Origin of the sequence: Stutzerimonas stutzeri, from assembly GCF_009789555.1 — a bacterium.
Lineage (GTDB): Bacteria > Pseudomonadota > Gammaproteobacteria > Pseudomonadales > Pseudomonadaceae > Stutzerimonas > Stutzerimonas stutzeri_R.
On the sequence record NZ_CP046903.1, the window covers coordinates 41,361 to 64,344 of the forward strand.

The 22,984-nt window shown below is 54.6% G+C and carries 26 protein-coding genes; 11 read left to right on the plus strand and 15 right to left on the minus strand.

All coding sequences use genetic code 11. The features are described from left to right. Positions 1-60: 60 nt before the first annotated feature. Both GQA94_RS22110 and GQA94_RS22115 read left to right on the plus strand, forming a co-directional pair. Positions 61-1,038: an endonuclease gene (locus tag GQA94_RS22110; protein ID WP_063542341.1), complete on the plus strand. Its 978-nt coding sequence runs from the start codon at positions 61-63 to the stop codon at positions 1,036-1,038. Positions 1,039-1,065: 27 nt separating this feature from the next. After that, on the plus strand, positions 1,066-1,794 hold the full coding sequence (locus tag GQA94_RS22115) for an EAL domain-containing protein (protein ID WP_044316029.1): 729 nt from the start codon (positions 1,066-1,068) through the stop codon (positions 1,792-1,794). Positions 1,795-2,064: 270 nt separating this feature from the next. On the opposite strand, the gene GQA94_RS23480 is transcribed toward GQA94_RS22115, so the two are convergent. The 7 genes from GQA94_RS23480 to GQA94_RS22150 all read right to left on the minus strand — a co-directional run bounded on the left by GQA94_RS23480 (position 2,065) and on the right by GQA94_RS22150 (position 7,611). Continuing rightward, a complete protein-coding gene (locus GQA94_RS23480; RefSeq protein WP_044316030.1) occupies positions 2,065-2,745 on the minus strand; it encodes a hypothetical protein in 681 nt (226 codons plus the stop codon). Between the two features lie 80 nt (positions 2,746-2,825). After that, complete coding sequence (locus tag GQA94_RS22125) at positions 2,826-3,230, minus strand: hypothetical protein (RefSeq protein ID WP_158190218.1); 405 nt, start codon at positions 3,228-3,230, stop codon at positions 2,826-2,828. Beyond that, positions 3,223-3,522 carry a hypothetical protein gene (locus GQA94_RS22130; RefSeq protein WP_158190219.1) on the minus strand — a complete coding sequence of 100 codons (300 nt, stop codon included), beginning with the start codon at positions 3,520-3,522 and terminating at the stop codon, positions 3,223-3,225. Before GQA94_RS22130 ends, GQA94_RS22125 begins: the two co-directional genes overlap by 8 nt. Positions 3,523-3,583: 61 nt before the next feature. Further along, positions 3,584-5,089: a UvrD-helicase domain-containing protein gene (locus GQA94_RS22135; protein WP_044316031.1), complete on the minus strand. Its 1,506-nt coding sequence runs from the start codon at positions 5,087-5,089 to the stop codon at positions 3,584-3,586. Between the two features lie 486 nt (positions 5,090-5,575). Next, positions 5,576-5,866, minus strand: coding sequence for a hypothetical protein (locus tag GQA94_RS22140; protein WP_044316032.1), 291 nt, complete (start codon positions 5,864-5,866; stop codon positions 5,576-5,578). Between the two features lie 15 nt (positions 5,867-5,881). Beyond that, positions 5,882-6,064, minus strand: a complete 183-nt coding sequence (locus tag GQA94_RS22145; protein ID WP_044316033.1) for a hypothetical protein — start codon at positions 6,062-6,064, stop codon at positions 5,882-5,884. Positions 6,065-6,312: 248 nt separating this feature from the next. Then, positions 6,313-7,611, minus strand: a complete 1,299-nt coding sequence (locus GQA94_RS22150; protein ID WP_044316034.1) for a tyrosine-type recombinase/integrase — start codon at positions 7,609-7,611, stop codon at positions 6,313-6,315. Positions 7,612-7,820: 209 nt separating this feature from the next. On the opposite strand from GQA94_RS22150, the gene GQA94_RS22155 reads away from it, so the two are divergent. The 8 genes from GQA94_RS22155 to mvaT all read left to right on the plus strand — a co-directional run bounded on the left by GQA94_RS22155 (position 7,821) and on the right by mvaT (position 14,336). After that, positions 7,821-8,168, plus strand: a complete 348-nt coding sequence (locus GQA94_RS22155; protein ID WP_063542359.1) for a hypothetical protein — start codon at positions 7,821-7,823, stop codon at positions 8,166-8,168. Positions 8,169-8,172: 4 nt separating this feature from the next. After that, positions 8,173-8,493 carry a hypothetical protein gene (locus GQA94_RS22160; RefSeq protein ID WP_063542357.1) on the plus strand — a complete coding sequence of 107 codons (321 nt, stop codon included), beginning with the start codon at positions 8,173-8,175 and terminating at the stop codon, positions 8,491-8,493. 174 nt (positions 8,494-8,667) lie between these two features. After that, positions 8,668-9,765 (plus strand): ParA family protein, encoded by a 1,098-nt coding sequence (locus GQA94_RS22165; protein WP_063542355.1) that lies wholly within the window; start codon positions 8,668-8,670, stop codon positions 9,763-9,765. A 25-nt stretch (positions 9,766-9,790) separates the two neighbouring features. Next, positions 9,791-10,804 (plus strand): ParB/RepB/Spo0J family partition protein, encoded by a 1,014-nt coding sequence (locus GQA94_RS22170; protein ID WP_044314871.1) that lies wholly within the window; start codon positions 9,791-9,793, stop codon positions 10,802-10,804. A gap of 694 nt (positions 10,805-11,498) precedes the next feature. After that, positions 11,499-11,987 carry a hypothetical protein gene (locus GQA94_RS22175; protein ID WP_044314872.1) on the plus strand — a complete coding sequence of 163 codons (489 nt, stop codon included), beginning with the start codon at positions 11,499-11,501 and terminating at the stop codon, positions 11,985-11,987. Between the two features lie 104 nt (positions 11,988-12,091). Next, positions 12,092-12,364 (plus strand): hypothetical protein, encoded by a 273-nt coding sequence (locus GQA94_RS22180; RefSeq protein WP_141239065.1) that lies wholly within the window; start codon positions 12,092-12,094, stop codon positions 12,362-12,364. A 460-nt stretch (positions 12,365-12,824) separates the two neighbouring features. Then, complete coding sequence (locus GQA94_RS22185; protein ID WP_063542353.1) at positions 12,825-13,718, plus strand: ParB/RepB/Spo0J family partition protein; 894 nt, start codon at positions 12,825-12,827, stop codon at positions 13,716-13,718. A gap of 258 nt (positions 13,719-13,976) precedes the next feature. Further along, complete coding sequence (mvaT, locus tag GQA94_RS22190; protein WP_044314875.1) at positions 13,977-14,336, plus strand: histone-like nucleoid-structuring protein MvaT; 360 nt, start codon at positions 13,977-13,979, stop codon at positions 14,334-14,336. A gap of 76 nt (positions 14,337-14,412) precedes the next feature. On the opposite strand, the gene GQA94_RS22195 is transcribed toward mvaT, so the two are convergent. Then, positions 14,413-14,727, minus strand: a complete 315-nt coding sequence (locus tag GQA94_RS22195) for a hypothetical protein (RefSeq protein ID WP_040138111.1) — start codon at positions 14,725-14,727, stop codon at positions 14,413-14,415. A gap of 109 nt (positions 14,728-14,836) precedes the next feature. On the opposite strand from GQA94_RS22195, the gene GQA94_RS22200 reads away from it, so the two are divergent. Further along, a complete protein-coding gene (locus GQA94_RS22200) occupies positions 14,837-15,598 on the plus strand; it encodes a hypothetical protein (protein WP_052816814.1) in 762 nt (253 codons plus the stop codon). A 187-nt stretch (positions 15,599-15,785) separates the two neighbouring features. Here the strand turns inward: GQA94_RS22200 and GQA94_RS22205 are convergent, their stop codons facing one another. From GQA94_RS22205 to GQA94_RS22235, 7 genes are all read right to left on the minus strand, one after another. Further along, positions 15,786-16,976 (minus strand): tyrosine-type recombinase/integrase, encoded by a 1,191-nt coding sequence (locus tag GQA94_RS22205; protein WP_044314876.1) that lies wholly within the window; start codon positions 16,974-16,976, stop codon positions 15,786-15,788. Continuing rightward, a complete protein-coding gene (locus tag GQA94_RS22210; RefSeq protein WP_044314877.1) occupies positions 16,973-17,341 on the minus strand; it encodes a hypothetical protein in 369 nt (122 codons plus the stop codon). The genes GQA94_RS22205 and GQA94_RS22210 overlap by 4 nt, the downstream gene beginning before the upstream one ends. A 169-nt stretch (positions 17,342-17,510) precedes the next feature. After that, entirely contained in the window at positions 17,511-18,257 is a 747-nt protein-coding gene (locus GQA94_RS22215) for a metallophosphoesterase (RefSeq protein ID WP_155736335.1), read from the minus strand. A gap of 108 nt (positions 18,258-18,365) precedes the next feature. Then, complete coding sequence (locus GQA94_RS22220; RefSeq protein ID WP_063542197.1) at positions 18,366-18,734, minus strand: hypothetical protein; 369 nt, start codon at positions 18,732-18,734, stop codon at positions 18,366-18,368. 70 nt (positions 18,735-18,804) lie between these two features. Then, on the minus strand, positions 18,805-19,206 hold the full coding sequence (locus GQA94_RS22225) for a TraR/DksA family transcriptional regulator (RefSeq protein WP_063542199.1): 402 nt from the start codon (positions 19,204-19,206) through the stop codon (positions 18,805-18,807). Between the two features lie 273 nt (positions 19,207-19,479). After that, the gene (locus GQA94_RS22230) at positions 19,480-21,204 is read right to left on the minus strand and encodes a DUF4942 domain-containing protein (RefSeq protein ID WP_063542201.1); all 1,725 of its coding nucleotides are present in this window, start codon (positions 21,202-21,204) and stop codon (positions 19,480-19,482) included. A 66-nt stretch (positions 21,205-21,270) separates the two neighbouring features. Continuing rightward, entirely contained in the window at positions 21,271-22,101 is an 831-nt protein-coding gene (locus GQA94_RS22235; protein ID WP_063542203.1) for a replication initiation protein, read from the minus strand. Positions 22,102-22,984: the final 883 nt, after the last annotated feature.

Genomic DNA, 22,984 nt, shown 5'->3' on the forward strand with positions numbered 1-22,984 from the left:
CCAGCCCAATTTCCGGGTTTCGATCTATAGCATGGCGTGAAACTACCCACGCCGTGCTCCATGAAAACCACTGCCCTCATTCTCGCTGCTTTTCCGGCTGCCATCTCACTGGTGTGCACTGCCGCACCGGCGACGTTCGACCAAGCGAAAGTTGAGCTACGCGAGCGCGTCTACTTCGACCGTAACCTTCAGGGTGACACCTACTGCGGCTGCACATGGCGCTGGGTTGGTCGCACGGGTGGACGCATCGACCCCCGGTCTTGCGGATATGAGGTTCGAGCGTTACCTGAGCGTGCGGCGCGGATCGAGTACGAGCACATAACGCCGGCCTGGTCGTTTGGTCACCAGCGCCAATGCTGGCAGAACGGCGGGCGGAAGAACTGCGTGGCGACCGATCCTGTGTTCCGCGCCATGGAGGCCGATGCACACAACCTCACCGTAGTCGTCGGTGAGGTCAACGCTGACCGATCCCATTACAACTACGCACAGCTCTCCAAAACCCCCTATCAGTACGGCGCATGCGCGACCCGCGTGGATTTCAACCAGCGTGCAGCCGAGCCTCGCGACGAAGCCAAAGGACTCGTGGCCCGTGTGCAGCTCTACATGCACGACTGGTACGGCTTGCGGATGTCCCGGCAGCAGCAGCAGCTTTTTACCGCCTGGGATCGCATGTACCCACCCAGCGACTGGGAACTCGAACGCGACCGGCGAATTGCGAAGGTGATGGGGCACAGCAATCCCTATGTCACCGGCGAGCGCACCTGGACGGTGGGGCAGCAACCGAGTGGCGACGGACTTGCGACACCGGGCGTGGCCACTCATCCCTTCCAGGGGAAGAATTCCCGCTCTATTTTGCAGCACTCACAAATGACGGGCGCCACGGCAGGCAGCGTTATAGGCAACCGCAATAGCCGCGTCTATCACCTGCCGACTGGTTGCCCCAGTTATGACCTCGTGCGCGAGCACAACCGCGTTAGCTTCCAGACCGCTGCACAGGCCGAACAAGCAGGCTTCCGCCTGGCTGGGAATTGCAGATAACCGAAACCTCCACGATCCGAGGGCCACATGCTCAAGATTGCCCAGCAAACCATTCACAGCAGCGACGGAGCCGCCGTCGCAACCGAGGTTCTGGCGCGCCTGCAGCTTGGCGACACCGTGCTAAGCCCACCTCGCTTCATGGCCGGCAAGTCGATGGCCTCATGGTTCGCGCTCGACATTGAGGTGCTGCACATGCTGCAGGCCAGCACGGCGCAGCTCCATTCACCGCTGCTCGTGTTCATGAACATATCCGCTGCAACACTCGACATCCGTACATTCTTCAGCCTGTTCCAATCGAAACTGATGGCGCTTGATCCAGAAGTCCGCAATCGCCTGGTGATCGAAATTCCAGAGAGTTCCGATATGCGTGGCGCTGAGCTTGTGAGGCGGCTGCGTGCGATCAAGAGCACCGGAGCCAAGGTAGCCATTGATGATTTCGGGCAGGAACACGCCAATCAAGAGCGCCTGGAGGCGTTCGATTGGGACTTCTGCAAGATCGATCTCCCGGCAATCCAGACCACGGAAAATCTGAACTGGGTTGATGCAGCAATCCGGCACTGCTATGCCAACAAGACGCACCTGATCATGGAGAAAGTCGAGTCGTCGCAAGATATCGACCACCTGCTGCATCCGGTTAGGAATACTGCGTGGTTTCAGGGGTACTGTTTCTCGCGTCCTGAAGTCGTAGGGCCGACTCATGCTCTGGTGGGGCTTGAGCAATCTCGTGCAAACGCTGGGGTGTTGGCGTGGGGCTGATGCCAAGATGATTTTGCCGGCACGAACAGCCGGGCATGGCGGGCATGGCGGGCAATCTTCAAGTTACGGCCCCTATGGGCTCGCTGGTGCTCCTTTTGGACGCTGAGGGCTAGGACTACACGCCACACCCGCAGAACGACCTTGCGAGGCGTCTCCTGCGGGATTCTGGAAAGCGTAGCGGTCAGTCCCAGGCTTCATTTTGAAGTGGTTCGGCTGAATCACCACCGCCCTCAGCTTCAACAACAGGCCGCTATGCGGCGATCAAGGCCGCTACTTCCAGTGTGCCTGCGCGATTTCGCTCACCAACCACGACCAATAGCCGCAGATCGTGTCCTCATTGGCCACCGCCTCGCGCCACATTTGGCGAGTGAACATCGGATGCTCACCGGCGCCTTCGGGGTTGTACTTATCGTCAAGCTGATCGGCGCTCAGATGCGCGTCTTCATCGTAGCCAGTGTTGATCACCAGGCCCTCATGAAGCTGGCAGACGGGCATGAAGATTTCCGCCTCAGTATCCTCACACACCAGCCGCACGGTCGCCCGATCAGCCGCGAGGACCTTCCACTTCGATCCGGCCATAATCGGCTGGCCATCGCCATCTTCATAAGCAACGTCCTTCTCGGCTTCGAGAACGCACCCGAGGGGTAGGAGAGGGACATCCAGCATGCCACTGTAATCGCCGTCGCTTGGGAATGTCTGATGGCCCTCAGGGGGCGTCAGCCAGCTCTGTTTCTTGGGATCGAACACCATCAGGGTGAAATGTTCGGCTCGGTTCAGGGTGACATTCGCATTGAAGGCATTCAGCGCCGCCGTCGCCTGTTGGGAGGGGTAATCCATGACATCAACCTCAACGCCATGGACGCCTACCAGCTCGCGATCTGCCTCGTGGAGATGGATGGTGGCCTTGTTGGGCAGGACATGAACCTGGATTGAGCTAGTCGTAACCGACATGTGAAAACTCCGTTTTTGTTGAAGGTGCAGCGCAATGCTGTCTCATGGGCGCTTAAACCCAAGAGCAGGGAAGTGGGGGCTTAGCTGAGCAGGTGGGGAGTCACATAGCGCTCAAGATCCTGATAGGACCAAAAGTCCCAGGCCGCTTTCGCTAGTTCCTCGCAGCGGGCTTCAAGGCGAATTTGTTCCGCCTCAACCGTCATGACAACCGGATGTTCGGAGGTAATTCCTGCGCCCGTTGCATCGGGCCGATGCTCGACATACCAACCGTCCGCACGTCGAGGCTGCACGAAAGCCGACCAGCCGCTGATGATCGACAGTCGGCCGAAAGGAGAGTCCAGCCGGGCCTCGACAAGGCCGTGAGCGAAGTCCTGGTGATTGCCGGAAAATCTGCTCCTCGTGACCGACACCACTACGGGTCCGTCGATTTCGCCCTGGTGCTCCAACCAGTCCACGAAGGAGCTGAACTCAATCGACTCACACATGGCTAAGCCGCTCGGCAACAGCCTTAGGGTTACAGCCGGCGAGACGGCGCCCGTAGATCGTGTAGTTGCGCCAACCATCGTTCAGGCACTCGGTCTGGTGCTCGATCATGTACGCCTGAATACGTTCAACGACATCAGGGTGCAACTCGAACCCGTACTGGGAACTGCTCGGCAAGATGAAGGCCAGCCAATGCTCGCTTCTGGAGCTAGGCATCACGGGCATCGGTACCGGCGTCAGTGCAAGTTCAAGTCTGCAGGCGGTGACGATGGTCAAAGGCGAAAGCTCGGACATCGGGGGCACTCCGGGAGGCTGGTATTGCCCACACTACCGCTGCATTGGTCAAACCCAAGGACTACGCCGCCTCTGCTGCGCGCTTGAAGGTAAGGGGGATATTCGGCCGCTTGCCGTCACGCCGGCCCACGAATTCGTGCATGATTTCCAGCACTGGTCCGTTGATAGCCAGAACCTTCATCGCTCGCGTGCAGGCGACATACAGCAGATTCATTTCATCCTCGAACTGCTCCAGGGTGTTTTCTGGGTTGAACGGCTCGAAGGAGAAATCATCGCTTAGCTCCACCGCATCCCATTCCAGACCTTTGGCACGGTGCGCTGTACTGACCGAGATTGTGGCTTCCAGCTCGTCCTTGACTGCCGTGCGGCGAAGTTTGGCAAAGAGGTCGGGCAGGGCGTTTTTGTACTGCTCGACCACTCGTAGCGTGCGCTGCATCTCAGCATCTTGGCTCTCTGTTGCGATTTCCTCGTACAGGTCGAACGTAGGATATTCTTGCATCAGGCGCTTGTTCTTGATTTTGTCCCGCTGCTCGGCATAGAGCCAATACAGGTCTTCGATGTCCTGCAGGTGGTAGCTATCGATGCCGCCGACCCAGAAGATTTGATCATTCTTGGCCTGTGCAATCAGGGCCGTCTCGATGACGCCGATTACGGTGCGGCAGAGAACGGTACGGTGCTCCAGGTCCTCGGGAAGGGTTTTTGTCACTCGGGTGGCCTCGCCCAGCCCTACCAGCGGCCGCGTTTCGCCCTTGAAGTGCAGGATCATGTTCGCCACCTTCGCGACGGCCGGGCCGAAGCGGAAGCTCTGGGTGAGGTAGTGCGTCTCGGCCTTGTCGAGCCAGTGAGCATCTAGCGCATCGACGGCTCCCCTGAAGCGATACAGCATCTGGTGGCCGTCACCGCACACAACAACACCCATACCGTAGCGCGCTTGGTCAGCAAGGACGCCGGCCAGCAGAGGGTTGATATCCTGCGCCTCGTCCGCCAGCACAATATCGAAACGCTTCGACAGATCCGGTCGGGTGAGCGCCCACGCTTTCAGATATCCGTCATGATTCTGGAGCACAGACGTATCGCGGACATCGAGCATTCGACTCCAGAGATGATCGGCGCTGGCGACGATCTTTCCTGCGGCGCGCTTCATGCGTTCGTTCTTGAGCCTGCTCGATGGCACATGATCGATTGTGATGCTGTCATCCGCACTGGCCAGGAAGGCATTGAGAGTGTCTTGCACCGCGCGCACGAAATCCCAGCTCTGACTCGAAATCGCGCGGGCGATATCAGTCAGCCTGAGATTCCCGGTGAGCTTGTGCTGGTACTTCGCACCCATCGAGCCATAAGCAAGCCCGTGTGAGGTCTTGCATGTCACATGGAGTGGGAATTTCTCTTTGGCCGTTATCTCGACACTCTTGTTGTAGCAGAGGTAGAGAATGCGCTGTTGGGGATGAGCTTGGGCATACCCAACCAGTGTGGTTGTCTTGCCAGTTCCGGCGAATGCGACAAGCCTGATCAGGCGAGCAAGCGAGTTAATTGCAGGTTGTTGCTCGTGCGTGAAGGCGAATGACATGGTTACTTCCTCCTGGGCTGAATGAAATTATCCCTCGCCCAAAAGGAAACCCAAGCATTACCCATTATTGCTTCGCGATATTTACACAGAACGGCTGCTCACAGTCTGCAAGTAGGCCTACGCTGTAGGCGGCAACCAACCCAAACGCCACTACGGGAACCATGGCATATGAAGATATTTGTTCAGCGCGTCATCTGCTGTAGCTGCAAATACAGACCGCGGTGGCCAATTTGTAACCGACTCGTCAGGTGAGCATATTAAGTAGCGCTTCATATTCTTCTCCTATCGCAACTCAACGCAAACGGCTGCTGGATGGACCGGACTGTGCTCTCTCACGGCCTTTTCTAACCAAGCCGCAGCTGCCGCGTTACACTTCTCCTGCGAGGAGAATCCTGGAATATGTGTTATTGCCTGGCCACCACTTGAGCTTCCAGTCGCCAAGGACAAAATAAGTACCCAAACATTCATACAATTTCCTCAAAAACTTCAGCAGCCAATCGGAGATAAGATGCAGTAACGATCCTGCCAACCCATGTCAGCATTGATAAACCATAAGATCATCCCAGTGATGATCAAACTTGAAGCTACCCGAGTAATCCAAGGTTTACGGAGGAAATAGCCGTAGGCAAAAACGATAGGCGACAGTGCAACACACATGACGCCGATAGCCCGGAACAGGCTGAAATAGTCAGTAAGTGCGATGACACCAACGGTGATGCACAGCACCGCAGTAACTCGCAGAATGCGACCCATTGGGTCAGCGGCAATGATGCCCATGGTCGATGCCCTCGATCACTTCAGTCCGAAGTTGCGCTTCAGCTCTACGATGCGTAGGACGCGCTTTCGGTGGGCCTGGGCGGAGCCCTCATCAGCCTTAAACGCGCCGTATGCGACAGCTGCGGTGTACTGTTCGTCCTGCTTTACCAGATCCAGCAGTTCCTGAAGCTGTTCCCGCATCTCGTCGAAGATGGCCATTGTCGATTACCGTGGTTTGTTCGCTGAGGTAGGTTGATATGAGTCCAGCATGACGACACTTAGCGCAATCCCAATGCCATGCCGGCATTCTCCCATAGCCCGCACACATGGAAGGCCTGAAAGGTCACCACTTTCTGGTAAGAAAACTAGGACAATGCCAATGAGGTATTGGTAGCCCTGTATGGCCCGCACATAGCTCTCGACGCCTGCTTGCGGCAAGCACAGTCGATTAGGCGATCACCCGTGAGCTACTGCCTCCTGACTGGCAGCCCTTTGACGGAACTGGCCCGCTGATCATCAAGAGAGTTGTAGTAGACATCGACCGTGGTCCTCATGCTCTCGTGGCGCAGATCAGCCTGCAGATCTTTTGCATCACGCAGCGGTGCGTCGAAGGTTGCTGAGGTGTGGCGCAGCCAGTGCAGAGACGCATCACGGAGACTTTCGATTTCCGCCTCGTTCCAGGCGTCGTGTTTCATCCGTTCGATGGCTTGGTCAAATACTCCTTGGATGAGCAGACGAATTTGCCGATCACTCAACCCGGCGCGCCCATTGAGTGCCTGCAGAAGCGGCGTGCGCTCTCCAGGGGCAGGTGTAGCTGAGAGGCCAAGGTGGCGCCGGTATCGCGCCATGTAGGTGTTCATGTAGTCGTCACGAACGCTGATTTTGGCAGCTTTGTTGCCCTTTCCGACCACATGGAAGAACCAAATGCCCTGTCCGTTGCGCCGGAAGTCCCCCATTGTTGGCTCCCAGTTATCCCGGCCAACCAGATCGGACACCCGCAAGTACATTGAGAAGATGGTGGCTAGGATGAACAGGGTGCGCTCATGTGCGTCATCGGCATCAGCCATTCTCTCGGCGGTTTCGATCACGTAGTCCCACTGCAGGGGCGTGAGCGACCGACTGCCCACCTCCCAGGTATTTCTCTGCTTGTACCGCGTCTTCTGCTTGATCGCCCGGAAAGGATTTGCCTCGGTGAAACCTTCATCATTGGCGTGCTGATAGAAGCTGCCGCAGACGGCGAAAATCTGCGCCACGGAGCCCTGAGATGGGGTGTATTTTTTTTCCTGGCAGGGCGTTCCTGAATTGAGTTTGGCGCGCTTCGGGGCGACCGCATTGAAGGGGCGCCAAGCCTCGTTGACCTGATAGACATCGCTGTCTTGGGCCTTGCGTCCGCCGATACGGTTGAATCGTGACTTGACCACCGGGCCGACCCATCCAGAAGGAGGATTCAGACAGAACTCCATGAAGGCCTCGGCATCGACGCGGGTCAGATCCAGGATGGGTTTGCGGCGGATCAGCAGCGACCATAGCAGCAAGCGCTCGGCATGCGTTCTGTAGGAGTTGAACGTGGTTTCGTTGCCGGCGTAGGAGTTGAGGAAGCTCCGAACGACTTGGTAACCATCTACGGCGCGAAGCTCGGCCGGAAATGCTTGAAGGTAATCGCGGACGGCCGGTAGCTCAGCGTTGAGGTTCAGGTGATTGAGGGCCTGAAATCTCTGGTACGTCTCGAACAGTGGCGCAGGCGCGGTTTTGTTTGGGCTCGGCATAGGACATTCCAGGCGATGAAATCTGTCCTGATTCTGCTGTGCAGCGGCCTTCTGTGCAATATCCGAGTCTGGTGATTATCGGATATTGCATATCTCTATATCCACTCCCCGGCCGCTGCCACTCCACCTGAATGGCCGGCATCAGGTCAGCTTGGGTTCCCTTGGATCGTTGGTAACTTGAGTACATCTCCCGCTGCAACGAGACACCCATGCAAGCCAAAATCATCAAGCCCAAGGCTCCGCACGCGAAGCTGCGCATGCTCGATCTGATCGAGCGCGGAATCATCATTGCAATCTCGCGCCTCACGGTTGATCAAGTGGAGACAGATCACGGCTGGGTCGTGCAGACGCTTGCCATCGGGGCAACGCACGACGCGCCATCTGCCTTCCCGGTGGTCGTCATCGATCAACACGCCGACGATTGCGAGGCCATGAAGTACGCCGTATCGATCTTTGAGGCATTGAAAGCCCGAGGTTTACTCAGCTCGGATCAGGCTGCTCGGTACCGACGCGCCCTGATCACGCTCGTGCCGCAAACATCCAGGACTGAGGGTTGAATCCATGACCACCACAGATAGCCAGCCCGCACCACATGAGTTGCTTCGTGAGGAGTTCTGCGCTTTGGCCAAGGCTGTTCGCCTGAGCAACCACGGCCGGCGCTGGAATGTGGAGCTAGGCGAGCGCTATTCAGCTTTCTCGGACGCTGAAACGGCAGTGCTTGCCCTTCTTGATGTGCATCGTGCTGCCGTAAATAACGCCCTCTTCTTCAACGATCCTGTGCAGTCGGGCTCGCTCTACGGCACAACCACCCTCCCCCCGGCCCATGTGCTCGATCAATACCCGGACTTGATAGAACTGTTCCCGGATGCCGTTGCGGTATAACGCTGGCCTCTTCTCTGAGCCCGCCTATGCGGGCTTTTTTGTACCTGCCGTAAAAAATGCTTATAAGTCTTTCCACGTAAGCTTTTTAGCTCTAATCAACGCTCGCGTATGACGCAGACTTGATTTACAACGCACACCGTGTAAAGTCTCACCAAAATCACTCAAGGAATCGACATGGAAAACACCCGACCGCCCTACCCTAACTACGATGAGATCGCTTACGCGCCTCAGTTTGCCGCCGACTGCCTGGGCATCTCTCAGCGCGCCCTGCGCCTGGTCGAAGAAGAGCCAGGAATCGAAATTCGTCGGATTAGTAGCGGCTCGGTTGCGCGTCGTGTGTACTCCCCTGCTGACCTGTTCCAGATCGCAGCCATGCGCCGCAGCAAAGGGCTTACCCGGACGCTCAAGCGGCCGATGACGATCTCCACATACGTGCAGAAAGGGGGTACGGCCAAAACCACCAACTGCGTGAATTTGGCGATCTATTTGGGGTTCATGGGGCTGAAGGTCCTGATCATCGATAATGACCCGCAGAGCGATGCAACGGAGATGCTCGGCTACTATCCCGACCTCACCCCGGAAGAGCTGGAGGACCTTGGAATTCCTGCAGATCGCGGCGTAGACGGAAGCCTTGGCAACGTGCTGGGCATTCGTGGACTTTTCGCCCCCAAATCCCTCGATGAGATCATCAAAAAGCCTTTTGGTGAGTATGGGCCTCACCTCATCCCATCGGAGGAGCAGCTGGAAGAGCTGGAGATTGGCATCAACGCATCGCAGAACCACGACTACCGCTACGCCACCCTCATCTCGAAGGGGCTGAAAGGCGAGTTCCCCGGTGTGGACCTGCGCTCTTATGACGTGATTATTTTCGACAATGCCCCTACAGCATCCCTTATGACTCGCAACAGTCTTGTCGCTTGTGACTTGATTGTCTGCCCAATCAGGATGGATAAATTCTCCTCGCGCGCCCTCGCCCGCCTGGGTGACCGTCTTCGCGCTTCCCACGAGGAGTACGGTCGCACCCCGGCCGTAGCAGCCATTCCTACGATGTTTATCAAGAATCGCCCACGGGCCATGGAACACCTGGCGAAGCTGGAAGATGTTTTCCCTGGGTGCGTTACGGAATCGAAGCTGTATATGTCCGAAGACTACTCCAAGGCCCTCGAACTGGGCCTGCCGATCCTTACCTGGAAGGGTGCTTCTGACAATTCCGCTGGCGCCATGCGGTCTGTTTACAGTGAAATTCTTGATCGACTGATTGCGCTGAGCTAATCAGGTCACCACAACGGAGGTTCAGATGCCCAAGAAGGTGCGGCCTTTCGGCCAGGACCGGCCCTCGGTCGAGGAGCTGCAGCAACTGCAGAAGCAGGAGAGTGCAAGCAAGATTCCACCGGCGAGCCTTGGAGTCACGCTTGACGACATTCTCAAGGCAAAAGATCAGCAGCAGCCCGCTGATGAACATTCTGCAAGCGCTACCGCCCTCCCCCAGTATCCTAGTGCTGATGAGCATGCTGATCAGGGTGACGCGACCGTAGCTCCCCTCTCCCGCATTGTCGTCAATCCTGAGATCCAACCGCGCCTCGCGCGTACCGACGATCAGCAGGAGCGTCTTACGACCTCGATTGCTGTAGCAGGCAAGATCACCAGGCCAGTTCTGGTTAGGTTGCTGGATGACGGTAAATTGGAACTGCTTGGCGGCTATGGCAGGTACCGAGCAGCCGCAGATCTTGGCTGGATATCGGTTCCAATCCGAATCATCGAAGCTGATGACGCTGAGGCCGAAATACTCGCGGTCGCCGACAACGAAGGTCATACCGACTTAACGGACTTCGAGAAGGGCCGGCAATACGCGAAGATCCTGAGCCGAGGCAAGATCAAGAATCAAAGGGCGCTAGCTTCTAGGCTTGGTGCAAGCCTAGCGTCCGTAACCCGCTGCTTGTCATTCATGAAGCTTCCTCCCCAGGCAATTCAGTATCTCGAAACCCACCCTTCCCTGGTTGGCGGCCGAAGCATTGCTGACTTTGTAACGGCCGGCGAATCTCATCCAGATCTGGTTTTGCAGGCGCTACAGAAGATCGAAGAAGAAGGCATCAGCCAAGAGGCGGCGTTAAGGTGGATCGAGAAGACCATTAAGGACGATAGCAACAAGCAGAGATCACCTAGCTTTAGCACCTCTGAATTGACGCTGGGTAATGGACGCGCTGCATCAATGACGGTCAGGAAGAACACGATCAGCCTCAAGCTTCCTAAGGATCTGGACATGAGCGCGGCTCAGGAAGTGATCCGCAAGGCTATTGAGTCGATCCAATAGCCAGCTTTATCGAAGCACTACCTTGGCCCTGCTCATGACGGGGCCTTTTTTTTCACTGTGAAACACTGCCCGTTATTATCGACTGAGCCCTCAGCTTGAGTGGCATATCGCCACCCCCCAACATTCAACCGCCCTGCCCTGCCCTGCCCCGCCCTGATCTGCTGCTGCCGTTGTTTCACAGTGAAACATGGCAGGCTGAGCGCAGCATGCCCGCGCCTTTGAGCGCCCACTATGTGATGCTGATTATGATGGGTCACCCAGATCTCACTCCAATCACATAGAGAGCGAGTGAGGCGACTCTATCGTCTGCGTGTTTCACCGTGAAACATGTTGATGCGCCCCTCCCCTACGCCGCGATAAACAAATAGGAATGGGCTGGTGTGAAGTCAGGAGATGAAGCCTTATCAATGTTTCACTGTGAAACATCAGCATCTGCTGGAATTCTGATGCTGCCAAATTGGATGCCGTCTGGCATAACGCCCCAAGCGTGGACGGCCAATTGCCGTATTGGCAGCGCTTTGAGCATGCGCACTCATAGTAAAGGACTTCGAGCGCCGCCGTTGCCATAGTGGCCTGCATTCGACGACGCCCGACGCGAACTATTTTTTAAAGCGACAACAAAGCTGCAGGATTCCAGCGCACATAGCTGAAAAAAAACTCCAACATGTCCTCACTCACCACAAAGAGGACAGTCATGGAAAGCGCGCTGAAATTCGATGAAGAAGCCTTCGCACCTAAGGAACGTTGCAGCGACCTAAGCCTGCCGCTGGGATTGCGGGTAGGGCAGAGCACAATGAAATCAGTCTTGGAAGATTTCATAGTCACGAGCGAACAAGGGTTCAGCTTCACGAATGGGCCAGTAGTAGAGGTCATATCGGCGAATGATCTGTACCCAGAGGTGCAGCACATTCTGCTGGCCTTCGACGAAACAAGCATCCTGGATGCGGCCTGGCTGACGCTGGATGCTTCACAGTACGAACAAATGAAAACGAACCTTTCGCAGGCCCTAGAGGTGATCAATACCAACGACCCTATAAGAGGCAGCAGGAGCGTGCTCTTCAAGCTCGAAGATGGGCAGCTGGAGCTTCATGCGCCGCTGTTCAGCCAAGAAATGACCCTTGGCTACAGCACCAGAAAGTTTCATTTAGCAAAAATGTCTAGAACGACGCTTATATATGAATAAATGAGTGAGGTGATCGGAACGAACGGCGTACTAAAATATCAATATGATGTGCCTATGTTTCTTGCATGATGGCACAATGCCAGCCGAGCATTTCGGAGGCGAACATGGAACAGCCAACCAAAACCAGCACACCAGTTTCTCATCGGGCAATCTCTCGATTCGATAGCATGCGCTTGACGGAAACCCTAACCCGTAATGACCTTATTGACGAATCCACTGCTGAGCTGTACGCAGCCGTGATGGAGCACTGGAGAAAATGCACACCCTGCGCGAAACGAGAACTCCTAGAATCCAGCTGCCGTCCCATCAGGGATAATGCCAAATTAATGCAAAAGATTTTTGATATTACCCAATCTGACATGATACGCCTGGTCTGAAAGCACCCGCGCAACAGGTGGCCTTTCAAAGCTGAGTGTCACATCAGCCAGCGTGCCGCAACTGTTGATATTGCTGACTGAGCAAGAGGTTAGCCACAATGAAGAAAAAGTCAGAGCCTAGCGTCGTGCATTCTTTCCCTTATTGGGTCGAACCGCCCGCGCCGGGACAAGATCTCCGAAGCATCGACTGGTGCGTAATGGAGGTCCTGTCTGATAAAACGCTGAGGATCGTCGAAACAAACCCCGATCCTAAGGAACTTGAGGCACTGATCACTGCCCTTGAGAAAGAGAGGGTTTGACGGGTAGATACAAACAACGAAGCACAATGAAGACCAATCAAAGGCCGCTCGACGCGGCCTTTTTTGTTGGCAGGAAACCTACCAGAATCTGGTAGGTTTAAAGCACCGGATCATGTTGATGACTGATAACGTAAGTCCATCAACTAGCCAGGCTCCGCATCATGGTCACACAGTACGAAATTCATCCTTACGCCAAGCTGTTCCCGATGATGCAAGAAGATGAATACGTCACATTCCGCTCAGATATCAGCACCAATGGCTTGCGACATCCTATCGTTCTTTTCCAGGGCAAGATTCTTGACGGTCGTAATCGTTATAGGAGCTGCTGTGATCTCGATATTGAGCCAGCGACGGAGGAGTACACAGGCGACGACGCGTTAGGCTTCGTGCTGTCGTTAAACCTCTATCGTCGGCAACTGAGCGTTGCGCAGCGAGCATTGATCGCAGCAGAGGTTTCCTCCTTGAAGTCCGCAGATGAAGAGGCGAGCATTACGATTGAGGACGCAGCAACCATTATGGGCGTTAGCCCCAGATCCATATCTTCAGCTTGCAAGGTCGTTCGCCAGGGTGTGCCCGAGCTGCTAGACGCTGTGAAGTCTGGCGAAATCAGTATTTCAGCTGCAGAAAGAATCAGTGGACTGGAAGACCAGGAACAAAAAACACTTTGCAACGATGGACCCAAAGCCATATGCAAAGCTGCGAAGCAAATGCGAGAGAAGAGCAGGCCGGCCCCCAAGGCTGCAAGTAAACCCATAACTGCACCATCGCTAATTGATGCAGCTGAATCCAATCCTGCATCCCTCGATGCATCTACTTTTGATACAAACTCCGCATCAGACGATTTGCTTCAGCCAACGATGAAGTCTCCGTCCAGCACCGAGTTGCTATTTGCACTAGCGAAGGAAGCTATGGAGCAGGGCTATGAGGCCGAGACACTGGTGGGACAGATTCTGGATGAGGTAGAACAGGGATTGGATATGCAATTACTACTGTTTACCTCCGAGGCCATGAGTCTTCTATACCCCCGCCTTAAAGCTATGTCGTTCAGGCGTTAAACCTCGCTTGGGTTGTTGCTGGTCCGTGGTTAGATGAAGCTGTACAGATAGAACGAACCGACCACACCAGTTGACTCCAAAGAGGGCGAGTAACACTCGTGAACACAAATGAACACATTTCAGCTCATACGCGGTAAATTTTGGTATGCAGGCATATTTGCTTTCGGTACGCTTGCAACCTACGGATGCCTTACTCTTGTCGGGTTTGGCTCACACGCGATCTAATTGCGCATTCCCAACATAAGGAAAGGATCGAAAATGTCTCTCATCACTGAATACCGCCAGACCGAGGAAGCTATCAAAGAGCTTCAGGCCCGATTGGAAAGCATGAACAATGATGACCGCCTGAAAAAGGAAATGGAGTTCGAAGAAAAGCTGCGCGCTCTGATGGCTGATTACAACAAGTCCCTACGGGACATCATCGCAATCCTGGACCCCGATTCCCGTCAGCGCCCAGCTGCTGCGGCGCCCAAGAAGCGTGGAGAGCGTAAGGTCAAGACCTACGTGAATCCCCACACCAACGAATCAATCTCCACCAAAGGGGGCAACCACAAAACCCTGAAAGCCTGGAAAGCCGAACACGGCAGCGATGTGGTTGAAAGCTGGGTTACCGAATGACCGTTAAGGTTAAACAAAAAAGTCAGCGCTAAGCTGGCTTTTTTGTTTCTATTCTTTTGCTGAGTTTCAGTAGATTTCAAATAACCTTATTGTGCTCGGCTACAAGCTCTTCCTCCTTGATCTCCCCGCTATCGAGCGCTACCTTTAGTGCTGCGTTAAGTTGTTTGGTCTTATGCATGTAGACCGCTGCCCCTCGACACATAGGGTTATCGCCACCGTCAGCAACGTCAGCGTGCTTGCGGCAGTTGGGGCGATAAAATAGGTCGCCTTTCATTTCAGACAGATGATGCCGGCGAATACTCAATGCTTCAGCATCACGGTTACTTTTCAGAAACGGGCACTCATTGCATATCTCTTTTACAGAGCAAATGTGCTTTAAGATGTTTTCCATACAGGCTCTCCAGTCAATGCCTAGATCGACTGTACGGCCAAGCTGCTATATCCCAAGCCATTGGGTTTCTGGTCATCTAGGATAGATTTAAGAAAAACCGGAGGGTTCCATGAATAGCTCAGTCGCACTCAATCAGAATCCAACTCTTGCCCAGATCAATCACCAGCTAATGCGCTTCAGCTTGCCAGTGATCCCGCGCGAAAAGATCCAGGTGGTTCTTGATCATGCTGATCGCGGTAAGTTGATCGCCTCGCTCAACCAGCTCGATGACCCGAACGCATTGGAATATGTCAGATCATCGCTAACAGCCGCGCAAATACTGTCGGCCAATGAGGAAGATGATCAAGGTGGTATGGATGGCCAAACTAACGATGATGACCAGGGCCGTAGCCAACGTGACGAGAACAATCTGATGAGTGATCGTGCGAAGTTCCACGTCTACGGTGGCAAAGCCGCGCTATGCTTTGAAGCCGATGTTACCCGTGGTGGGGTGCCAACCATTGCACTCGATGCTGCAAGTGCAACGGGACCGCGATCCTACAACTGGGGGCAGAAAACTCGCATTCAAATGACGCGCGCTGAGCTACCCGTGGTTGCGGCCGTACTGCTTGGCGCTCGCCAATCCTGCGAGTTCTCTTCTCACGGTGCCGATAAAACGAAAGGCTTCTCTATGGAGCGCCAGGGTACTAAGGTGTTCACGAAGGTCTTCGAGAAGGGCGGGGGTGTGAAAGCTGTACCGATTGAGGCTGCAGACGCCTTCTTTGTCACGAGCTTGTTTCTCTTGCAGATCCGTAAGATCTCTCCATGGTTGGATGCCAGTTCAGCTATCGCACTGGTTCGCTCAACAATGCACATGCAGCAGGCTACCTGATGCATGGTGCAACGCCGACCTAGCTACTTTGGCACGCTGCTGCAGATGCAGCTGCTGCTCATTGCCTGGGGCAGAGAATTAAACCCGCCATTGCCCAGCTCCGGCCTACAACCACAGTCATCTACATGACGGCCACCATTGCTCAAATGGAGGCCTCCCATGAGATGCCTATCCCAGCGTGTTTGCATTAAGCAGCCTCTTGCTGCTCTCTGGTACCCATCAAGAAATCGTTCCACTGCTGCATAAGCAGCCGGCGTTTATCGATCAACTCCGCGCGGTTGTACGCTGCTTCTACCCTGTCACTCAGACCGTGCGCCAAAGCCATTTCGCAGACCTCTCGCGGGAAATCGGTAGCGTCTGCCGCCCACGTCCTGAAGGTCGAGCGGAACCCATGCGGGACGCAATCACCGGCCTTGATCTTCTTCAGCACGCGGCCCAATGCATTCCCCGCCAAAGGGCCTGAGCCCCGACCCTTCTTAAAAACCCAGACAGGATCGAGCCCTTTCACACTGTCGAGAACTTCGATCATTGCCTCGGTGAGCGGTACCCGATGTGTTACCCCAGACTTCATGCGCTCTGCAGGGATCGTCCAGATGCGCTCTGCAAAATCGAACTCATGCCATTGGGCATTACGGACCTCACCGCTTCGGCAGGCAGTGAGAATCACCATCTCCATTGCGCGGGCAGCACTCCCATCCAGGGTGATGAGATCGCTGTATAGCCCGTGGATCTTCTGCCAAGGGTAGGCGGGGAAGGGCCGCTTACTCTTTGATTGCCTGGCCAGCAGCTTGTCGAGGTGGCCACGCCAGCGGGCCGGATTCTCGCCCTCACGCAGCCCCTTGGCTTTGGCAGCATCCAGAATCAGCTCGATGCGATTGCGGACCAGCTTTGCGGTAGCTGGAATCTGCAGCCAGATGGGTTCGAGAACAGCCAGGACGTTATCGGTGTGTACATCGCGTGGGTGCAGCATGCCGATAACATTGAATACGTGATTCTCCAGGCTCGATTCCCAATCCTGAGCATACGCCGGGCTCCAAGAGGCAGAGTGAGTCCTGACGTACTGCTTGGCTTCAGACTTGAACGTCTTTCCCGCCTTTTTGCTGGCAGCCGATTTCTGGCGAATGGCGTAGCGCTGGTCCAGCGGATTTTTCCCCTGCGAGATCGTCACTCGCTCAGCGTCGGCGGCAAGCCGGGCATCACGCAGAGAGAGGGCAGGGTAGGTACCCAACGAGATGTCGTGCCGATCCCCGTGGAATGAATATCGGAACACCCAGCTTTTCCGCCCTGTCTCCGCGATACGCAGTATCAAGCCCCGCCCATCCTGATAGGCGCCGGGTGTGGTCGTGTCCTTCACAAACTTCGGGGTCAGTTTGCTCATGGTTCGATTCCAAGGAAGGTTTCAAGTTGCGGCTTGGCCGGGTGGCTGAAGCCTGCCTGCCAGCCGGCGAGCGTGTCGGAAGATCCGTGCGCACCAACCGGGCAGCCCAGCCAGGCGCGGACAAAACCTGCACGGCGGTTGCCTGTGAACCCCTCGGACTCAGCAAACGCACCGATGGCTTCGATGACCAGGTGAGCGACTGCATCCTTTATGAACAACGGACGCTGCGATGCGCTGAGGTATATCGCGCGCACCTCCATCTCCGCGCGCACCTGGGTGAAGTCCTGATCCAAGGCCATGCTGATGGCTGCTGCGCATATGCCGTCCTCGATCACTGCACTGACGGTTGCAACTACTGATTCCATGCTGATCCTTTTATGCAAAATTCAAATCTCGGCACCGCAGGGCCAGCAGCAGGGTCAGATTTCACGCTTTGTACGCAGATAGAGTATCTGCGTACAAACGACCTGTAGAGCGCATATTTACAGCCCATTGCCCGTTCCGGCTCAATCTGTCCCACAGCCTCTCCCACATTTACACCTGATAGACGTGCCGGGCGCCGTTCGGCATCAGCTCGATCATGGTCAACCGGCCGCCCTCAAAGCAGGCGCCAGTGTCCAGGTAACAGACGTTGCCAATGGTTTTGACCTGATCGACCCGCGTGTGGCCAACGAACACCGCTTCAACACCGCGCACCAGGGAAGCGTCAAGTTGCTGGTAGCGCTTTCGGCTCCAGATAGCCTTGGAGGCGAAGTGGGCGCGCACATTATTCCCCCACTCACCACGAAGTATTTCCTCAAAGTGGGTCCAGTCGTGATGAGGGCATTCGGCATGAACTAATCCGTATTTCTTTCCGCACGGCCCAATAAACGAAAGTGCAACTGGAAGCTTATTTAAAAGCCTTGCGACCATACTTCGCTCAAGTACGTTTAATTCATAAAACCAGTCGCCACCATTATTGATATGCCCCGGCGCATCACCTTCTAAACCTGCGTCAATACACCACTGATCATGATTCCCGCGCACAGCGATGAAGCCTTGCTGGCGAGTCATCAATGCCATTCGGAGTGAGAGAGGGCCACGATCAACCAGATCGCCAGCAGAAAAAATCCTGTCAGAATCCCAGTCAAACCGCGCCATGCAGAGCAGTTCATTGAGCTTTTCAGCCTCTCCGTGAAGGTCACCAACCACGAAATCGCGACCAGCATGATTGGCACCGAACTGATGATAGAGCCCATTACCGGAGACAACTGGCGTCCGACCGACCATTGTTTTTCCCACTGAACATTTATCTATAGACTCTATCCCAGGTCCGCCATAACCCAAGCCCCCCCAAAAAAAAGACCTGCAGAGGGCAGGTCTTGTTTTGTAACTCTTTCTTCATGCGTCCTACAACATGACGTTGTTGTGCTCGTAGTAGAACGAAAGAATCCACTTGGCGTACTTTTCTGCGTCATTAGCACAGGAGTCCAATGTTTCAAGTGCACTCTTTAGAACATTCACGCACGGGGTCAATGCAAATTGCTCAACAAGATTGGCAATGCGCGCACGAATCTGACGAATAATCATCAGCGCACTTTCTACACGCGGAACGTCTTGTGCAGTGAGCACTTCTGAAAGATTGTAGAATCTCCACAATAAAGCTCTTTGCTCTTGGGCAAGGTCCATCCAACCCCGGAGCGCCGCGTGCATTTTTACTTGGTCATTACCATCGAAGCGCAACAGCGTGTCAAAATTAATCTCTTCACTCACCAGCATACCCACCTCATATCAATTCAAACTCTAACGCCAACAATATAACAATAATCGAATTAGTCAAACCTTTATTTTACCGATTATAGTGAGCAGCTGCAGACTCCATTCGCGCCTGTGCCACAGCGCTTAACTTCGCAGTGGGCTGAGCAATCAGTCGTTCTAGCCCGATTTCTTCGCCGGTATCTTCACACCATCCATACTCATCATCTTTGATTGCCTGGATAGCTCGTGTAATTTCGGCACTCTGCGCATTCAAACGCTCCAAGGTGCGATAAAGCGTGTTTCGTTCTTCTTCGATAAGGCCTTGATCTAACGCGTCCGCTGCAATGCCAAGGCCTGCCAATGCTTCTTTGGCAGCACGCGCTGAATCAGCCACTTCTCCAAGGCGAGCCCGCAGCACGCCCTCGAAGAATTCTTTCTGTGCTGGGTTCATATAGTCGCCACCCGGAACGCGATTGATAGTGAAGCTGCTCATATGTCATTTCCTTCTTTGGATATTTTTTCCTGTTTGTGTGCCCGATACATATAGATCCAAATCAGTAACTGAGTGATGATACTGACGGCATTCCAATGACTCTGTGATCTGACCGCACCATAAAGAGCGATCATCAGGTACAGCACAATTAGCCAATAAAACCATTTCATAAAGCACCGATATTTCTCTTAGCCCAATATCTGCGCCTATCCGCTGATAGGCGCGATAAGTCGTGCTCGATTACAATGATCGAGCTTTGGCGAATCCCAACTCTTAGCGCTTAGTTGCCTTGAGAAGGAGCACGCTTATAGACGTACCGGCAAATGCGTTCTCGATTGGCTGCGAAAACTCAAGGTCGAAGCCTGGAAGGAGATCCGCAGCCTTGCCGCGAGCACTCAGAGGGAGCACCGCACCAATACGCCCGCCCTGGGCTACCAGAGTGCCCGCATGCTGCAGATGCGCCTGCCAACGCCCCTCGCTATAGGGTGGGTTCATCGCGATCACAGAGAAGGCGTCACCAGCGCTCCAGGCGAGGAAATCGCCCTCGATGACCTGATGTCCCTTCTTGCGCAGGATTTCGCAGTGCAGGGGGCTGATCTCTACGCACCGGGTACGATCCTTCGGTAGTAGATCCGCAATGCCTCCTTGACCAGCCTGAGGCTCACACACGGTATCCAGCAGGCCGATATCCAGCCAATCCACCAGTTGGCGTGCTACCGCCTCGGGGGTGGGGAAGAATTGATGTGACCGCTGATCCGGCAGGACCCCCAACGCGGCAGTTTCGTGGATCAGGTCCAGTGCATCAAAATCGAACTGCCAATACGTGATCCTGGGTTGTTCCGCGCATGGCGTCAGCACGCCGCCGAGCGCCTGCATGACGGCTCCGACCTCGGCCCGTAGATGCTTGCTGTGCTCACGGCAGGAGAAGGGCAGGGACACCGCGTTACGCACCGGAATGTATTCGTATTCGCGACGGAAGCTTTCAGACTTAACCATCTTCTTGAAAGGCTCGATCTGGGCCAGCAGAGCCCCTACCGCATTTGAAAATGGCCGATCAAACAGTGGCCTGTTCTTGAATGTGCCTGTAGGTGCCCGCTTCGGCCGCTTGCGGAACGATTCAGGTATGGCTGCAGGGTGCAGATAAGCAAGGATGCTATTGAGCCGATACGCCATCTCAGGATGCACATCCAGGTGAGCTGTGCCCACCTTGAACGCCTTCACCCGAAATGCGCCGGCGTCCGCTTCGATCCACTCTCCAGACGCCGCGCGTGCGGTCTGCAGTAGTCGTCCCGTTGAAGATCGGCAGGGATCGTCGCGACCCATGAATTTCGCGATCACCATCCGCAGGTCGTGGATATACCCCTCGCGATCATGCGACGTGCTTCCCCACTCGTTGAACACGCCACTCATGATCATGCGCTTGGAGAATCCCTCTGGAACATTCGTTACGTGCTGACGCGATATTCCCTTGAATATTCCATCTACCCGCTCAGCCAAGAACTCGGCTCTCCGAGCCTGCAAAGAAATGATCGTGCTCCGAAGATTGTCGATATTAAAATCCGGCATATCACGTTCTGGGTTCTGGCCCTTTACATAATTATGGTCACGCCAGGCGTTCAGGATTTCATTCCACTGATTACGGCGCTCCTGCGGCATATAGTCCATCAGGTCCGTTTCCCGCAGCGCTTTATCCCAGTATGTGGCTTCCAGCTCAAACAGGGCGCCTTGGAGTTGAAATATCTCGGAGAACGAGTTTGTGTGACGAAGACTTGCCGAGTGGCCGTACTTGTCTTTACTGTTCCCATTGAAAAAGTAGTGCATAACACCCGAGACATTCTCTTGGGTGTAGATAGCATGCACTTCCAATATCTTTTTCTTGGTTGCCTCATAAGCTGAGACAAGGGAGGAGAATCGGTCGAAAGCGACCGGAGCATAGAACGTGTCTATAATATCGGCAGGGATTACTTCTGGCTCTGTTGCGGGTATGTTGCTCAACATGGTCATCACCTATAAGGAAATGACCAAATTGTCCCGCGCGGGCTTAAATACCCAAATCAACGCTACCTAACTTTCGGGCTCAGCAATGATATCGTTCATGTCTTGCTCAAGGTCCTCAGGGGGAAAATTCCCTTTCTGGAACTGGAGCGTCATTTGATCGAGCAGTCTAAAGTTGAATTTAATTGCCTTAACTGTCCGGTGCTCTTTTATTAACTCGTAGTCCAGTTCCATGCTGCATTTATTGCGCAGCTCTTTCACTGAAGCATCGATTACACGACTGCGCAGATTACTAAAGCGCTCATAGGTCTCGCCGAGCTGAAGGCGCCGGCGCAGCTCCTCAACTGTGATGTAAAGCCATCCTTTCGACTTGTACTGCATCAGCATCTCAAAGAGTCGAAAGCTATAGGTTGATTCGATGCCGGAAACACGCCAAAGGTCGTAGGACGTGTAATGGCCGATCAGCCTGGAGAGATATGGCTTAACGGTCGTGGAGAAAAGAAGCTCTACCCGGCCTTCGCCTTTGACATAGGTGCAGCGCTCAACCCAGCGGACCTCGTGGATCGCCCGGCCTTTGCCAGTCCCGGTGATGGAGGTGATCTTGGCGTTGAACAGCTGCTTGGCGGCGTCCTGGAGCTGGGTGTAGGCATCGCTCTTGTTGACCGTGTACCGGCTCATGAAGTCGTGCGCGGTGACTACGATCCCGTTGGGCATGGGCTTGCGCGAATCGATCTTGGCAATGGCCAGCAGGATCAGCCGCTGCTCAGCCACGGACAAGCGATAGGACGCGCCCACCAGATCGTTGTGCTTGGAGACAACGTGAGGCGAAATCATCGTTTCATTGCTGGTGTCGCTGTCTGGCTCAGTGGCGACGCTATCAGTCGTGATGATGTCTCCCATGCCTCAATCCCGGTCAAAAGTCATTCAGGGTGTTGAGCATAAAGGCCTTTCCCGGAAACCCCAACCGACCATCCTGCAGATATCTCGCACGGTGCCGGCAGGTAATGGAATCTGTAGCCATGACAGCTTGATGCGGGTGATCTTCTCGACCTGGAATCTGTAGTCATGAGGTTTTCCTGAGGTCATGTCAGCATGGAATCTGTAGTCATAAGGCCACGCCGCCCTGGTTGGGAACATGGAATTTGTAGTCATGAGGCGTTCCGATCCGCTCGTTTCGCATGGAATCTGTAGTCATGACGCCGAGAGAGGGAGGTTTTCCACCTGGAATCTGTAGTCATGAGGGCTCCAAAGCCTGGCTTACGACATGGAATCTGTAGTCATGAGCCCGTTCGGAGCGCTGCTTAACATGGAATTTGTAGTCATCAGACCGCACCCATCGACCGATCTGCGGCTCAAAATCGTGACATTTATCATGCTCACAGCATGGAATTTGTAGCTGTGAGGCCAGCGAGACAATCGGAAGTTGTTCAAGGTTCCGATAAAAGGAAAACTGTTTGAAGATCAATGATTTAGCGGCCTTCGGTGGTGCCGAAAGCCTAAACCTACAAGAAAAGCGTAAGATTGAGCCTTACAAATTGGTTGTTTTGTTGTAGCCCTGACCTCGCCCCTTCAACCCGCGTTCGCACCTGCCTGTGGATAGCGCATGGAATCTGTAGCACGAAGCATGGAATCCGTAGTCATGAGGACTGGAATCTGTAGGCATGAGACATGGAATCTGTAGTCATGAAGGTGGGAATCTGTAGTCATGACCCTTCTGAAACCCGCATGGTAGAAGGGCTGGAGCGTTCCGATAAAGCTTTTAAAAACAAGCCATAAAACAAGA

Coding starts and splice junctions, on each gene's coding strand:
- GQA94_RS22110 (WP_063542341.1), top strand. CDS start 61: ATGAAAACCACTGCCCTCATTCTCGCTGCTTTTCCGGCTGCCATCTCA.
- GQA94_RS22115 (WP_044316029.1), top strand. CDS start 1,066: ATGCTCAAGATTGCCCAGCAAACCATTCACAGCAGCGACGGAGCCGCC.
- GQA94_RS23480 (WP_044316030.1), bottom strand. CDS start 2,745: ATGTCGGTTACGACTAGCTCAATCCAGGTTCATGTCCTGCCCAACAAG.
- GQA94_RS22125 (WP_158190218.1), bottom strand. CDS start 3,230: ATGTGTGAGTCGATTGAGTTCAGCTCCTTCGTGGACTGGTTGGAGCAC.
- GQA94_RS22130 (WP_158190219.1), bottom strand. CDS start 3,522: ATGTCCGAGCTTTCGCCTTTGACCATCGTCACCGCCTGCAGACTTGAA.
- GQA94_RS22135 (WP_044316031.1), bottom strand. CDS start 5,089: ATGTCATTCGCCTTCACGCACGAGCAACAACCTGCAATTAACTCGCTT.
- GQA94_RS22140 (WP_044316032.1), bottom strand. CDS start 5,866: ATGGGCATCATTGCCGCTGACCCAATGGGTCGCATTCTGCGAGTTACT.
- GQA94_RS22145 (WP_044316033.1), bottom strand. CDS start 6,064: ATGGCCATCTTCGACGAGATGCGGGAACAGCTTCAGGAACTGCTGGAT.
- GQA94_RS22150 (WP_044316034.1), bottom strand. CDS start 7,611: ATGCCGAGCCCAAACAAAACCGCGCCTGCGCCACTGTTCGAGACGTAC.
- GQA94_RS22155 (WP_063542359.1), top strand. CDS start 7,821: ATGCAAGCCAAAATCATCAAGCCCAAGGCTCCGCACGCGAAGCTGCGC.
- GQA94_RS22160 (WP_063542357.1), top strand. CDS start 8,173: ATGACCACCACAGATAGCCAGCCCGCACCACATGAGTTGCTTCGTGAG.
- GQA94_RS22165 (WP_063542355.1), top strand. CDS start 8,668: ATGGAAAACACCCGACCGCCCTACCCTAACTACGATGAGATCGCTTAC.
- GQA94_RS22170 (WP_044314871.1), top strand. CDS start 9,791: ATGCCCAAGAAGGTGCGGCCTTTCGGCCAGGACCGGCCCTCGGTCGAG.
- GQA94_RS22175 (WP_044314872.1), top strand. CDS start 11,499: ATGGAAAGCGCGCTGAAATTCGATGAAGAAGCCTTCGCACCTAAGGAA.
- GQA94_RS22180 (WP_141239065.1), top strand. CDS start 12,092: ATGGAACAGCCAACCAAAACCAGCACACCAGTTTCTCATCGGGCAATC.
- GQA94_RS22185 (WP_063542353.1), top strand. CDS start 12,825: ATGGTCACACAGTACGAAATTCATCCTTACGCCAAGCTGTTCCCGATG.
- mvaT (WP_044314875.1), top strand. CDS start 13,977: ATGTCTCTCATCACTGAATACCGCCAGACCGAGGAAGCTATCAAAGAG.
- GQA94_RS22195 (WP_040138111.1), bottom strand. CDS start 14,727: ATGGAAAACATCTTAAAGCACATTTGCTCTGTAAAAGAGATATGCAAT.
- GQA94_RS22200 (WP_052816814.1), top strand. CDS start 14,837: ATGAATAGCTCAGTCGCACTCAATCAGAATCCAACTCTTGCCCAGATC.
- GQA94_RS22205 (WP_044314876.1), bottom strand. CDS start 16,976: ATGAGCAAACTGACCCCGAAGTTTGTGAAGGACACGACCACACCCGGC.
- GQA94_RS22210 (WP_044314877.1), bottom strand. CDS start 17,341: ATGGAATCAGTAGTTGCAACCGTCAGTGCAGTGATCGAGGACGGCATA.
- GQA94_RS22220 (WP_063542197.1), bottom strand. CDS start 18,734: ATGCTGGTGAGTGAAGAGATTAATTTTGACACGCTGTTGCGCTTCGAT.
- GQA94_RS22225 (WP_063542199.1), bottom strand. CDS start 19,206: ATGAGCAGCTTCACTATCAATCGCGTTCCGGGTGGCGACTATATGAAC.
- GQA94_RS22230 (WP_063542201.1), bottom strand. CDS start 21,204: ATGTTGAGCAACATACCCGCAACAGAGCCAGAAGTAATCCCTGCCGAT.
- GQA94_RS22235 (WP_063542203.1), bottom strand. CDS start 22,101: ATGGGAGACATCATCACGACTGATAGCGTCGCCACTGAGCCAGACAGC.